This window comes from Streptomyces sp. HNM0645 (genome assembly GCF_030056615.1).
Taxonomy (GTDB): Bacteria; Actinomycetota; Actinomycetes; order Streptomycetales; family Streptomycetaceae; genus Streptomyces; species Streptomyces marianii.
Genome location: NZ_JASHLT010000022.1, coordinates 78,144 through 90,871, shown reverse-complemented (window position 1 = coordinate 90,871; position 12,728 = coordinate 78,144). Strand labels below are relative to the sequence as shown.

Below are 12,728 nucleotides of genomic sequence, written 5' to 3'. Positions count from 1 at the left end.
CCAGTGAGTGAGATCAGGGGGCAGAAGGCGGGGGCGGGACCTCGGCCGGGGGCGAGGACGGTACGTCGTGAGCCGCCGGGCCGGGTGCGGGCGCGCGGTCGGTAGCGGCGCCCGGCGGGCCGGCCCGGTCCGGCGCGGGCGTCCGGTCGGTCACGGCGAGCAGCGCGTGCACCGTGGCCTCCATCGTGCGGCGGGCGGCATCCGGGGCGAGCCCGCTGCTGCGCCAGTGGTACCAGGCACCCCATGTGGTCACCGCGTCAAGCCCGTTGAGCAGGTCGGCCCGGGGTTCCTCGGGCAGCCGGTCCAGTTCCTCGGCGAAGACCTCGGCCAGCCGGCTGCGGGCGAAGTCGAGCACCTGGCGGGTGGCGAACCCGACCCGCTCGGACGGGTTCTCCAGCCGCATCATCGTCAGCCGTGCCGGCGTGATCCACTCCAGGATCCGTGCGCGCTGCTCGACGAGCGCGGCCGCCCTCACCTCCCTCGGCCCCTCGGCCGGCAGGGGGCCGATCCGCGCGGCCAGCTGGTCGAGCCGCCGGGCGATGGCGGCGTCCTGGAGCTGACCCATGTCGGCGAAGTGGTGGAACACCAGGCGCCGTGACACTCCGGCCCGCTCGGCCACCCGGTCCGCGGGGAACTGCGTCTCCCCGTCGTCGAGCAGCGAGAGCATCGCGTCGGCGATCTTCTCCCGGGTCCGGCGACCGCGCTCGGTGCGACCGTCCCGCACCGGTCCGCCGCCGCCCCCGGGGTGTGCGTCTCCGCCTGCCCCGGCGCGATCCGGCGCCCGCCGCTCCGACTGGTTCACCTCGGTTCCTCCCATCCCTGCGTTGACATTGTTGCACTCGCGATGCAACCGTGCCGCTTGCACACCGAGTGCAATAACTCCGAGCCCATCCCGGGCCGCCGCACGAGAGGGCCCCGCCGGCCCGCCGCACGAGAGGGACGGCTTCCTGATGCTCCTGGCCACCGGGCGCTGGTGCGCCCGCAGACCGAAACGGACCGTGGCCGCCTGGCTGCTGCTGCTCATCGCCCTGGCCGCCGCAGTCGGCACCTTCGGAAAGGTCACCAGTGAGGCCGTGACCATCCCGGGCAGCGACAGCCAGGCGGCGCGCGACACGGCCGGGGCCTTCGCCGACGCGGCCTCGGGCCGGCAGCCCGTGGTCCTGTACGCACCGGCCGACGTCGCGCCGCTCACCTCCTCCGGGCAGCGCAGAGCCGTCGAGGAGGCGGCGCGGGCCATCGAGGGCGTGGACCACGTCGTGGCCGTGACCACCCCGTACGAACCGGCCGCCGGCGGTCTCGCCGCCGACGGCCGCACGGGCCGACTGACGGTCGAACTCGACGTCGGTGGCCGGGACATCACCCCGGAAACCACCCGCGCCGTCACGGACGCCGCCGCGCCCGCGGCGCGCGCGGGGATCGAGGTGACGGCCGGCGGCGACCTCGCGGCGGCCGCCGACAGGGGCTCCACCGGGCACAGCGAGATCATCGGCCTCGCGGCCGCGTTCGTCGTCCTCGCGCTGGGGTTCGGGAGCCTGGTCGCGGCCGGGGTCCCGCTGCTGACGGGAGCGGTCGGGCTGGGCGCGTCCCTCTGTCTGATCGGTCTGGCCGGCCACCTGATGGACATGCCGTCCTCCGGGACGACCATCGCGGCGATGATCGGCCTCGGTGTCGGCATCGACTACACGCTCTTCTGTCTGACCCGGTTCCGTGAACTGCTCGCGGCCGGGGTGGGCGTCGAGGACGCGGCGGCACGCACCACGGCCGGCTCCGGCAAGGCGGTCGTGTTCGCGGGCAGTGCGGTCGTCGCCGCGCTCGCCGGGCTCGCGCTGGGCGGACTTCCCCTGCTGCACGCGCTGGCGCTCGCGCCGGGCATCGCCGTGCTGGTCGCCATGGCGGCGACACTCACCCTGCTGCCCGCCGTGCTGTCTCTGCTCGGGCCTCGTCTCACCCCCCGGGCGCGGCACGGACGGAAGGCACGGGACGGGTTCCGGGCGCGGGAGCAGCGGAACGCACGGGAGGACGGAGACGTACGGACGTCAGGGGACGCAACCGAGCGGCGGGACGCACGCGAGGAGCGTTCAGCGGGCGGCGGGACCGGCGTGAAACGCCCCGAAGCCCCCGCGGCCGGGCCCGACGGGGAGCGCCCCGAAGCCGCGGCGGCCCGCTCGCGGCCGGCGGAGGCGCACCCCGGCGTCGGGGGCGCTCCGGCCGGCTGGGGCCGGATCGCCGCCTTCGTCGCGTCCCGGCCGTGGCGCTGCCTGCTGGGCGCGCTGGTCCTGACCGGCGTACTCGCGGCCCCGGCCGGGCAGTTGACGTTCGGTCAGCTGGACGCGGGTGACAAGGCCGTCGGCACGGCGAGCCGTACCGCGTACGACCGGCTGGCCGATGCCTTCGGTCCCGGCGCCAACGGGCCGCTCCAGGTCGTCTCTTCACTGCCCTCGCCCGCCTCCGGCCCCGACGACGCCCGGATCACGGCCGTGTCAGCCGCCCTGCGCGCGACCGGCGGTGTCGCGTCCGTCGGACCCGCGCAACTGGACGCGAGCGGCGCTCGGGTGCGCTGGCAGGTCACACCCACCACCGCGCCGGCGGACCCGGACACGGTCGCTCTGGTGCACCGGCTCCGCGACGAGACCTTGCCCGGTGCCACCGGGGGCACCGGGCTGGTGACCCATGTGGGCGGGGCGACGGCCGCCCAGGCCGATCTGAACGAACGGCTGACCGCGCGGATGCCGCTGGTCGTCGGCTTCGTGCTCGCCGTCGCCGCGCTGCTCCTGCTCGTGGCCTTCCGCTCCCCGGTGGTCGCGGTGAAGGCCGCGCTGATGAACCTGGTCTCGGTCGCCGCGGCCTACGGCGTGCTCACCGCGGTCTTCCAGTGGGGGTGGGGCGCGACGCCGGTCGGGCTCGAAGGTCCGGTGCCGATCCCGGGCTACGTCCCGCTGCTGATGTTCGCCGTACTGTTCGGACTGGCGATGGACTACGAGGTCTTCCTGCTGAGTGCCGTGCGCGCCGCCTATCTGCGCGACGGGGACAACCGGAGCGCGGTGATCTCCGGGCTGTCCGGCACCGGCCGGATCATCACCTCCGCGGCGCTCATCATGGTCAGCGTCTTCCTCGGCTATCTGCTGTCCGACGACCCCGTCGTGAAGATGTTCGGCATCGGCCTGGCCACGGCGGTCGCGCTCGACGCCACCGTGGTGCGCGGCGTGCTCGTGCCGTCCACGATGGTCCTGCTCGGCCGGGCGAACTGGTGGCTGCCCGGCGCCCTGGACCGGCTGCTGCCGCGGCTGGCGATCGAGGACGACGGCCACGCCGACACCGTGGCGCCGCCCTCCGCCCCGGCCGGCGGCACACCCCTCGTGGACACCCGGAGCGCGTCATGACGCGGCGCCGGGCGGACGGCCGGCGGCGGCTTCTGCCGTGGACCGCGCTCGTGACGGCCGTGCTGCTCGTGGCGCTGCCGGCCGCCGACCGCGTCTGCGCGACCGTGGCCGAGAAGCGACTCGCGGAGCGGATCGCCGCACGGCAGGGGGCTCTGGTCGGCGCTCCGCGGGTCAGCATCGGAGGTTTCCCCTTTCTGCTGAGCGCGGCGCGGGGATCCTTTCCGGAGGTGGCCGTACGGGCGGACGCGGTGACCAAGGAGGGCAGGGCGGTCCGGGCGTCGGTGGAACTGCGCGAGGTCACCGAGACGGGTGACGGGTACACGGCCGCGTCCGCGGACGCCCGCTTCACCGCGCCGTTCGATTCCCTGGGGGCGGGTCTCGGGGCGGGCGCCACGCTCTCGGCTGACGGGGACGGCCGGCTGCGTGTGGACCGCGAGGTCCTGGGCCTTCCGTTGACCGTGGTGGCCGAGCCGCGACTGACCGGGCGCACGATCACCGTCGTGCCCGTCGCCGCGTCGTTCGCGGGCCGGCCGGTCGACCCGGCCGGCCCCCGGATCTCGGCGGCCTTCGCCGGCAGGGAGCTCGTCGTACCGGAGCTGCCAGCGGGCCTCGCGCCGACACGGGTGTCGGTCGGCGAGGCCGGGGTGACGCTGCACGCGCGGGGGCACGACGTCCGGCTCACGTGAACCCCGGGGCGGGTGGAGACCCTTCGGCGGAGGACAGGGGGCGGGGCAGGCCGGCAGGGGACAGGCGCGGATCGCCGCCCCGCGGCGGCCGGCCGTCGGCAGCCGTGCTCCCACGGGGCCGGTCGTGCCGCCCGCGCCGCTCGTCGGCGTCCGCGAACGGCACCGGGCCGTACCGGGCTGAGGGCGCCCGGCACGGCCCGACGACCGGTGCGGAGGGAGCGTGCCGCTACTTCGCGGTGTCCGCGTAAGCGGCGGTGCGCTCGGTCGGCTGCGGGTCGCGCTTCTTGAGGACCGCCCAGCCGACGGCCAGACCGATGCCCCAGACCGCTCCCACGAGCAGGGAGACCCTGGAGTCCTCGTCGTAGGCGATCATGCCGGTCACGACGACGAGGAAGACCAGGGCGACCCGGCTGAACCTGGCGCCGCCGGGGGCCGGGAACGACGAGGCGGGGAGGCGGCCGGCCTCGACCGCGCGGCGGTAGCGGATGTGGCTGACGAGGATCATCATCCACGTCCAGACACCGGCGGTGGTGGCCACCGAGACGACGTAGCCGAACGCCTTCTCCGGGACGACGTAGTTGAGGACGACGCCGGTGCCCATGAGCGCGACCGAGACGGCGATGCCCACGGCCGGGGTCTTGCGGGCGTTCAGACGGCCGAAGGCCTGCGGGGCCTCGCCGTTGGACGCCAGGTCGCGCAGCATGCGACCGGTGGAGTACATGCCGGAGTTGCACGAGGACAGCGCGGCGGTCAGCACCACGAAGTTGACGATGCCGGCGGCGAGCGGGATGCCGATCTTGTCGAAGGCGTGGACGAACGGGCTCTCGCCGGCGGAGAACTCGGTCCACTTCACGACGGAGAGGATCACCACGAGGGCGCCGACGTAGAAGATGATGATGCGCCAGGGCAGCGTGTTGATGGCCTTGGGGAGCGTCTTCTCGGGGTTCTCGGACTCGCCGGCGGTGACGCCGACCAGCTCGACGGCGAGGTAGGCGAACATCACACCCTGCAGGGTCATCAGGCTGGAGCCGATGCCGTTCGGGAAGATCCCGTCGTACGCCCAGAGGTTGGAGACCGCGGCGGTGTCACCGGCGTCGGAGAAGCCGAGGGTGAGCACACCGAGGCCGATCACGATCATGCCGATGATCGCGGTGACCTTGACCATCGAGAACCAGAACTCGACCTCGCCGAAGATCTTCACCGAGATCAGGTTGACGCCGAAGAGCACCACCAGGAAGACCAGGGCACTGACCCACTGCGGGATCTCCGGGAACCAGAAGTGCACGTAGATGGCGGCGGCGGTGAGTTCCGCCATACCGGTGACGACCCACATGAGCCAGTACGTCCAGCCGGTGGCGAACCCGAAGAACGGCCCGAGGAACTCGCGGGCGTACTCCGCGAAGGAACCCGAGACGGGCCGGTACAGCAGCAGTTCGCCCAGCGCCCGCATGATGAAGAAGATGACCACGCCCGCGAGGGCGTACATCAGGATGATGCCGGGGCCGGCCTTGGCGATGTTCGCCCCGGCGCCCATGAAGAGGCCCACGCCGATGGCGCCGCCGATGGCGATCATCTGGACCTGTCGGCTGCCGAGCCCCCGCTCGTAGCCCTCCTGCGGAGTACCCCCGGCCTCGCCGGCGTGCTTGTCGACCTGTAACGAGGCCATGGTTGGTGCGCCTTTCTCCATGCCGGCCCGCGCCGACTGGATTCGGCCGCGGACCAGGTCCTGATCCCCCCTGGATACGGATGGAGTGCCGCCGGCGGTCTGCCGGTGCAAGCGCTCCCGGGGACATGGGTGGCGTCCCCGGAAGATCTTGAAGATCTATCACGGGCGCACCACCGATCGATCCGCGCCGATGTGGCGGACGCCACAGAGCGGGGCGGACAATTCACCCTTGATACGGCAAACTCCTGAGCCCGGGTGATGTGATCGTTATCCGGATTTGAGCGTCCGCTGAGCGAACGTCGAGCGTCGGAAGGAGGCTCGCCGCCACGGCCGGTGACGCATTCCGCGTCCCGTCGCGCACGTCCGCCGCGGGCCGTGACGATCCGGCGCCTGCGGCGCACGGAGCTCCCGCGGTGCCCGCCGTCCGGCGCGCCCGCCCCGGGCGCCGCGCCCGGGGCGGGCGNCGCGCCCGCCCCGGGCGCCGCGCCCGGGGCGGGCGCGGCTACGGCTACGGCTACGGCTACGGCTACGGCTACGGCTACGGCTACGGCTACGGGCTACGGGCTACGGGCTACGGGCTACGGCATCAGCGTCTCGACCAGCGTCTCCTGGAGCGCCCCGAGCCAGAGGTACGCCATCACCATGGGCTTGCGCGGGTCGGAGTCGGGCAGCCGGTACAGGTCGCCGCTCTCGTCGTCGTCGGTGACCTCGAGCCGGGTGCCGATGGTCAGCCGCAGGTCGTTGAGCGCCCCGAGCCAGTGCATCGAGTCCTCGGCGGTGAGTTTGAGGATGGCCCCACCCTCGCCCGTCACGGTGAGCGCGTCGAGGTTGCGCACGACGGCGAGGGCGTCGTCGCGCTTGCGGGCGCGCAGGTCGTTCTCCGTGAAGCGGCGGAACTCGGCCGAGAACTCGCGGAGTTCCTCGTCCTCGCCCTGTTCGGTCTCGGGTTTGGCGTACGCGTCCGGGAAGAGCCGCGCGAGCGCGGGGTCGGACGGCGGCTCGCTCGGCCCCTCCGCGAACAGCGCGGCGAGCGGGTCCGCGTCCTCGGCGGGCTCCTCGCCGGGGCCGATCAGCTCCAGGAGCTGGACGGCGAGGGAGCGCAGGATGGAGATCTCGACCTCGTCGAGCGCGACGGCCGCGCCACCGCCGGGCAGCGACTCGAACTGACCCGCCATCACTGACGTTCCTGGGAGAGCGTCGCCCACAGTCCGTAGCCGTGCATCGCCTGCACGTCGCGCTCCATTTCCTCGCGGGTGCCGCTGGAGACGACGGCGCGTCCCTTGTGATGGACGTCGAGCATCAGCTTGTGGGCCTTGTCCTTGGAGTAGCCGAAGTACGCCTGGAAAACGTAGGTGACGTAGCTCATCAGATTGACCGGATCGTTGTGGACGATCGTCACCCAGGGAACGTCGGGTTCGGGTACGGCGAACGTCTCCTCGGCCGACTGGGTCTGCTCGATCTCTAGGGGCACAGTCACTCCACCCATGCTGCCACCCGGGGGGCCCGGTCGCACAAACGCCCCCGGCCGATCCGGCGACATCTCGTCACTTTGACGAAATCTGCGCTAGCATCGCACGTATGAACACTGCGGATCTGGGTCTGCCGGTCTCCGTGCCGTCGACCGCCCTCTTCACCGACCAGTACGAGTTCACGATGCTGCAGGCGGCCCTGAAGGCGGGCACCGCGGAGCGCCGGTCGGTCTTCGAGGTCTTCACCCGCCGGCTGCCCGAGGGCCGCCGCTACGGCGTCGTCGCCGGCACCGGACGCGTCCTGGACGCCGTGGAGAACTTCCGCTTCGACGAGGGCGTGCTCGGCTACCTCCGGGACCACGGCATCGTGGACGAACCGACGCTCCGGTGGCTGGCCGACTACCGCTTCGGCGGCGACATCCACGGCTACCCGGAGGGCGAGGTCTACTTCCCCGGCTCGCCGGTCCTGCGCGTGGAGGGCTCCTTCGCGGAGTGCGTGCTGCTGGAGACCGTGATCCTTTCGGTCCTCAACCACGACTCGGCGATCGCGGCCGCCGCCTCCCGGATGTCGGCGGCCGCCGCGGGCCGCCGGCTCATCGAGATGGGTGCCCGGCGCACCCACGAGCTCGCCGCCGTCGCCGCCGCGCGAGCGGCGTACGTCGGGGGCTTCCACGCCACCTCGGACCTCGCCGCGGGCTTCCGGTACGGCATCCCCACGGTGGGTACCAGCGCCCACGCGTTCACCCTTCTGCATGACACCGAGCGGGACGCCTTCCGGGCCCAGGTCGACTCGCTCGGGCGCGGCACGACCCTGCTCGTCGACACGTACGACGTCACCGAGGCCGTCCGCACGGCCGTGGAGATCGCCGGCACCGGCCTCGGGGCCGTACGCATCGACTCCGGGGACCTGCTGATGGTCGCCCATCGGGTGCGCCGGCAGCTCGACGACCTCGGCGCCCGCGACACGAAGATCGTCGTGACGTCCGACCTGGACGAGTACGCGATCGCGTCACTGGCCGCCGCACCCGTGGACGCCTACGGCGTGGGCACGCAGCTGGTGACCGGCAGCGGCCACCCCACCTGCTCCATGGTCTACAAGCTGGTCGCGCGCGCCGGGTCGGTGGCCCCGGACGCGCCGCTGGTGCCGGTGGCGAAGAAGTCGACGGGCGGGAAGCAGTCCGTGGGCGGGTGCAAGTGGGCCGCCCGCCGGCGGGACGAGCAGGGCGTCGCCGAGGCCGAGGTGCTCGGCACCGGCCCGGTACCGGAGTCCCTCGCGGACCGGCAGCTGCTGACGCAGTTGGTCAAGGGCGGTGAGGTCGTCGCCCGTGAGCCTCTGGACGCGGCCCGCGAACGGCACATCGCGGCGCGCGCGGCGCTGCCGATCTCCGCGACGCAGTTGTCCCGCGGTGAGCCGGTGATCCCCACGGAGTACCTCATGTGACCCGGATGGACACCAGACGACCGAGAGACGAAGGCAGCCCCGTTAGCAGGCAAAGGCCCTCTCCCGCAAGGCGGTTGGAGTCTCTACCCTCGAAACGTCCCCGCCCGCCCGACCCCCCACCCGCCGCACCCACCGAAGGACTCCCGCCATGCACCGCGCATTGATCGTCGTCGACGTTCAGAACGACTTCTGCGAGGGGGGCAGCCTCGCGGTGTCCGGGGGCGCGGACGTCGCCGCCGCCATCACCGACTACATCGGCCAGTCCCAGGCCGGCTACCGCCATGTGGTGGCGACCCGCGACCATCACATCGACCCCGGCGACCATTTCTCCGAGCGGCCGGACTACGTGGACTCCTGGCCGGCGCACTGCGTCGCCGGGACGGAGGGCGTGGGCTTCCACCCGAACTTCGCGCCCGCGGTCGCCTGCGGCGCCGTCGAGGCGGTCTTCGACAAGGGCGCGTACGAGGCGGCGTACAGCGGCTTCGAGGGCGCCGACGAGAACGGCGTGACGCTGGCCGAGTGGCTGCGCTCCCGCGACGTGACCGAGGTCGACGTCGTGGGCATCGCCACCGACCACTGCGTGCGAGCCACCTCGCTGGACGCCGCACGCGAGGGTTTCCGCACACATGTGCTACTCGACCTCACGGCCGGCGTCTCCGAGGAGACGACAGACCGGGCCCTGGAGCAGATGCGGCAGGCGGGCGTGGAGCTCTCCGGCAAGCCGGTGGTCTGACGGGCGTCCGGGCCGCCGCCGAGGTGCGTGCCGGGATGGGACGGCCGCCGCCGCGGTGCGCGGAGCGGGGAAGCGCACAGGAGGTCGGCGGCCCCCGTTCCCGCCCGCTCCGGGCACGGCGGAGGCCCCTACGCGCCGCGCGCGGGGTGCAGCAGGGCCCGGATGGGGTGCCAGAGCTCCTGGGCGAGCGGCTCATGGGTGCGCCAGAGCAGTCCGTCCGGATGGTGCAGCACCGCCGTGATCTCGTCCGGCGTCGGCGGCTCCGTGTTACCGCGCAGATACACCGCCCGCAGCCCCAGGTTCCGCAGCCGCGTCAGGGCGCGCGCACGGTTCGCCGCGTGCACCAGCACACGCACCGTACGGCCGCCGCCTGCCGGGTCGGGCAGACCTATCGCGACCACGACACTGCCTCCTGGCAGCTTGCAGAAACCTCCGCCGGGCACACCGCATCACTCCCCCGTGAGCTCACTGTCAATAAGAACTTCGTCAGACGCACCTAAACACGATCGGCCGCCGCCCGCTAGAGGGCAACGGCTGATCATGCACTGACCTGCAGTTTCAATAACAAATCAGCGATAGGGTGCTCCGCTGGGCGCCCCCTACGGACATCTCGCCCAGCCTTGGAATCACCCGAGCGTCAACAACGTCAACAAACGGACGCCATGGCGCGACCCGGTCTCCGGACGGCCGGAGACCGTCGCCGCGGGTGATCACTCCGGCCGGCGGGCCGCTCCGGCGGTACGCGCCCGACACGACGGAGCGGGGTGCCCGCGCGACGAGCGCGCGGACACCCCGCTCCTGTGCGGTGCTACGTCCTACTTGACCGAGGGACCGACCTTGACCGTGATCGTCTGGCCGTTCCTCGGCTCCTTGACGATCGAGATCCTGGTGTTGGTGTCCGGGACCTGAACACCGGCGGTGGGGTTCTCCTCGAACCAGTAGACACCCTTGCGGTCGTCGAAGACCGGGTTGCCCTTGTGGGCGGCGATCCGCGCGGGGACGTCCGCCTTGTGCAGGGTGAGGGCGTCCGAGCGGAAGGTGCTGAAGGTCGAGTCGAACGACTGGATGCGGTTGCGCATCAGCGTGCCGTCGGCCCACTTGAGGGCCTTGGGGTTGGCGTCGACCGGGAGGATCAGCCCCTTGCCGGGGTGCTGGCTGGTGTTGTTGTCCTTCTGCGAGGTGTCCCACAGCCAGACGAGCAGGCCGTTCTGGTAGGGGTAGTGCTCCACCCAGCCGTCCTTCGGCGCCTTGAAGCCGAAGTTGTACGGGCCGACCTTGAGGGTCTGGTCGTACGAGACGTACTGGCGGTTCTCGGCGAGGTAGTACTGCTCGTACTCGTCCGTGAAGGACTCACCGATGCGGGAGAAGCCCTTGGCGGTCCAGCCGGCCGCCTCGGTCTCGGCGTTGTCGCTGAAGACCGGGGCGCCGTCGGCGGAGACCACGATGCCGTCCGCCGCGAAGCCCTTGCCCGCCACGCCGCCGTCCGTCTGGTAGCGGAAGCGGACGTCGACCTTCTTGCCGGCGTAGGCGTCGAGTGAGTAGACGAGCTTCTTGTGCGCGCCCGACGGGCCGGTCAGCGCCGGTGCGTCGGAGGCGTCACGGGTGATCGGCGCGCCGTCGGCGGTGCCGTCCACGGCCGTCCAGTTGGCGCCGCCGTCCGTCGACACCTCGGTGTAGAGGTAGTCGTAGTCGGCCTCGATGTCCCACCAGCCGGTGAGCTCCAGGGACGCCGTGGACTTGCCGGTGAGGTCGACGGAGCGGGAGAGGGTGTTCTTCAGGTCGTCACCCATGTCGCTCCACCACTGCATGGAGCCCTCGGCGGGCTTCACGATGCTGGTGGTGACCTGCTTCTTCGGCAGCTCGACGACGAGGGCCTGCGGGTTCCTGGTGTTGTACTCCGCGACACCCAGCTTGTGCTTGGACTTCGTCGCCGCCTTGGCCTTCGTGTAGTTGAGCCAGCCGAGCTGCAGCTTGTCCCAGGCGTTCATGTCGCCGGGCAGGTCGCCTATGGCGTCCTGGCCCGTGCCGAGCCAGGAGCCGGACGACATCAGGGACCAGAAGCCGGTGGAGTTCTCGCCGCCACCGGAGGTGTCGTACAGGTCGGGGAGACCGAGGTCGTGACCGTACTCGTGGGCGAAGACACCGAGGCCGCCGTTCTCCGGCTGCATGGTGTAGTCGCCGACCCAGATGCCGGTGTTGCCGATCTGGGTGCCGCCGGCCTTGTTGTTCGCCGGGCCGGTCTTGCCGGCGTCGGTGCCGAAGGCGTACCAGCGGTGGGCCCACAGGGCGTTCGCGCCCTCGGCGCCGCCACCGGCCGACTCGTCCTCGCCCGCGTGGACGATCTGGAAGTGGTCGATGTAGCCGTCGGCCTCGTTGAAGTCGCCGTCGCCGTCGAAGTCGTAGCGGTCCCACTGGTCGTACTGCGCCAGGTCCGCCTTGATCTGGGCGTCGGTGCGGCCCTTGGCCTTCTGGTCGGCGGTCCAGGCGGTGACGCCGTCACGGACCGCGTCCCACACGTTGTTGCAGTTGGACTGGCCGCAGTAGTTGGAGCCGTAGCGGGCCTCGTTCCAATCGACCTTGACCCAGTCCGAGACGGTGCCCTCGACCGAGTAGCGGCCGGAGGAGGTGCGCTCGTAGTAGGTCTTCAGCGAGTGCTTGGGCTTCCCCTTCTTGTCCTTGCCCTCGCCGAAGTACAGGTCCTGGAAGTGCTGCCGGTTGTAGTCCTTCTGCCAGGCGGTCGAGTTGTCCACCTTGCGGTCCGGCTGCGCGATCTTGTTGTGCAGCGGACCGGGGGTGCCGCCGTACTTCTGCACGGGCGGCTTCGGACCGTCGCCGTCCGGGTCGAACATCGTGGTGTCGTCGACCTTGTCGCCGAACTCCACGAGGATCGTGAAGATCTTGTCGGTCTTCTCCCGGCCGAGCTCGACGTACTTCTTGGCGTCGAGCTTCACGACCTTGGACGCGCCGCGCTTCTGCACGGTCGCGTCCCCGGATATGACCTGCTCCAGCGCCGCTTGGCGCTGCTGCTCCTGCTGCTTGCTGAACGGACCCTCGAGATCGTGGTCCACCTGGCCCTTCTGGGCCTTGTTGTGGTCGGAGCCGGGCGCCGGATCGTGGCGCTCCACTCCTGGGGCCCCGGTGGGCCTGTTCTCGGCCTGGGCCGTGGTGAGTGCCGCGGCCGTTGCCCCTGTCGTGGCCAGTGCCACGAGCACCGCGGACGCTCTGATCGCCCGTCGTTTGCCTGTCACTTGAAGGTGTCCTCCCCCGCGCGCCGGCGTACCGCGGGTCCAAGGAATGTGGGGTGGATCCGCGCGCGGCAGCGCGTCACAAGTGACGACATTCGATCGGAGTTG

At 71.7% G+C, this 12,728-nt stretch carries 10 protein-coding genes; 4 read left to right on the top strand and 6 right to left on the bottom strand.

Annotation, left to right across the window (positions count from 1 at the left end):
• Positions 1-13 precede the first annotated feature (13 nt).
• The gene (locus QMZ92_RS18095; RefSeq protein WP_283298415.1) at positions 14-802 is read right to left on the bottom strand and encodes a TetR/AcrR family transcriptional regulator; all 789 of its coding nucleotides are present in this window, start codon (positions 800-802) and stop codon (positions 14-16) included.
• 148 nt (positions 803-950) lie between these two features.
• On the opposite strand from QMZ92_RS18095, the gene QMZ92_RS18090 reads away from it, so the two are divergent.
• Positions 951-3,380 (top strand): MMPL family transporter, encoded by a 2,430-nt coding sequence (locus QMZ92_RS18090; protein WP_283298414.1) that lies wholly within the window; start codon positions 951-953, stop codon positions 3,378-3,380.
• Positions 3,377-4,066, top strand: coding sequence for an LmeA family phospholipid-binding protein (locus QMZ92_RS18085; RefSeq protein ID WP_283298413.1), 690 nt, complete (start codon positions 3,377-3,379; stop codon positions 4,064-4,066). Before QMZ92_RS18090 ends, QMZ92_RS18085 begins: the two co-directional genes overlap by 4 nt.
• A gap of 226 nt (positions 4,067-4,292) precedes the next feature.
• On the opposite strand, the gene QMZ92_RS18080 is transcribed toward QMZ92_RS18085, so the two are convergent.
• The 3 genes from QMZ92_RS18080 to clpS form a co-directional block, all read right to left on the bottom strand.
• Positions 4,293-5,732, bottom strand: a complete 1,440-nt coding sequence (locus QMZ92_RS18080) for an amino acid permease (protein WP_283298412.1) — start codon at positions 5,730-5,732, stop codon at positions 4,293-4,295.
• 578 nt (positions 5,733-6,310) lie between these two features.
• Positions 6,311-6,907, bottom strand: a complete 597-nt coding sequence (locus QMZ92_RS18075; protein ID WP_283298411.1) for a DUF2017 domain-containing protein — start codon at positions 6,905-6,907, stop codon at positions 6,311-6,313.
• The gene (gene clpS / locus QMZ92_RS18070) at positions 6,907-7,218 is read right to left on the bottom strand and encodes an ATP-dependent Clp protease adapter ClpS (protein ID WP_026165308.1); all 312 of its coding nucleotides are present in this window, start codon (positions 7,216-7,218) and stop codon (positions 6,907-6,909) included. Before clpS ends, QMZ92_RS18075 begins: the two co-directional genes overlap by 1 nt.
• A gap of 92 nt (positions 7,219-7,310) precedes the next feature.
• Between clpS and QMZ92_RS18065 the strand changes: the two genes are divergently transcribed.
• Both QMZ92_RS18065 and QMZ92_RS18060 read left to right on the top strand, forming a co-directional pair.
• Positions 7,311-8,642: a nicotinate phosphoribosyltransferase gene (locus tag QMZ92_RS18065; protein WP_283298410.1), complete on the top strand. Its 1,332-nt coding sequence runs from the start codon at positions 7,311-7,313 to the stop codon at positions 8,640-8,642.
• 148 nt (positions 8,643-8,790) lie between these two features.
• Positions 8,791-9,375 (top strand): nicotinamidase, encoded by a 585-nt coding sequence (locus tag QMZ92_RS18060; protein ID WP_283298409.1) that lies wholly within the window; start codon positions 8,791-8,793, stop codon positions 9,373-9,375.
• A gap of 128 nt (positions 9,376-9,503) precedes the next feature.
• On the opposite strand, the gene QMZ92_RS18055 is transcribed toward QMZ92_RS18060, so the two are convergent.
• A complete protein-coding gene (locus QMZ92_RS18055; RefSeq protein WP_138054981.1) occupies positions 9,504-9,818 on the bottom strand; it encodes a hypothetical protein in 315 nt (104 codons plus the stop codon).
• A 372-nt stretch (positions 9,819-10,190) separates the two neighbouring features.
• A complete protein-coding gene (locus QMZ92_RS18050; RefSeq protein WP_283298408.1) occupies positions 10,191-12,623 on the bottom strand; it encodes an immune inhibitor A domain-containing protein in 2,433 nt (810 codons plus the stop codon).
• Positions 12,624-12,728 lie beyond the last annotated feature (105 nt).

Coding starts and splice junctions, on each gene's coding strand:
- QMZ92_RS18075 (WP_283298411.1), bottom strand. CDS start 6,907: ATGGCGGGTCAGTTCGAGTCGCTGCCCGGCGGTGGCGCGGCCGTCGCG.
- QMZ92_RS18085 (WP_283298413.1), top strand. CDS start 3,377: ATGACGCGGCGCCGGGCGGACGGCCGGCGGCGGCTTCTGCCGTGGACC.
- QMZ92_RS18080 (WP_283298412.1), bottom strand. CDS start 5,732: ATGGCCTCGTTACAGGTCGACAAGCACGCCGGCGAGGCCGGGGGTACT.
- clpS (WP_026165308.1), bottom strand. CDS start 7,218: ATGGGTGGAGTGACTGTGCCCCTAGAGATCGAGCAGACCCAGTCGGCC.
- QMZ92_RS18090 (WP_283298414.1), top strand. CDS start 951: ATGCTCCTGGCCACCGGGCGCTGGTGCGCCCGCAGACCGAAACGGACC.
- QMZ92_RS18060 (WP_283298409.1), top strand. CDS start 8,791: ATGCACCGCGCATTGATCGTCGTCGACGTTCAGAACGACTTCTGCGAG.
- QMZ92_RS18065 (WP_283298410.1), top strand. CDS start 7,311: ATGAACACTGCGGATCTGGGTCTGCCGGTCTCCGTGCCGTCGACCGCC.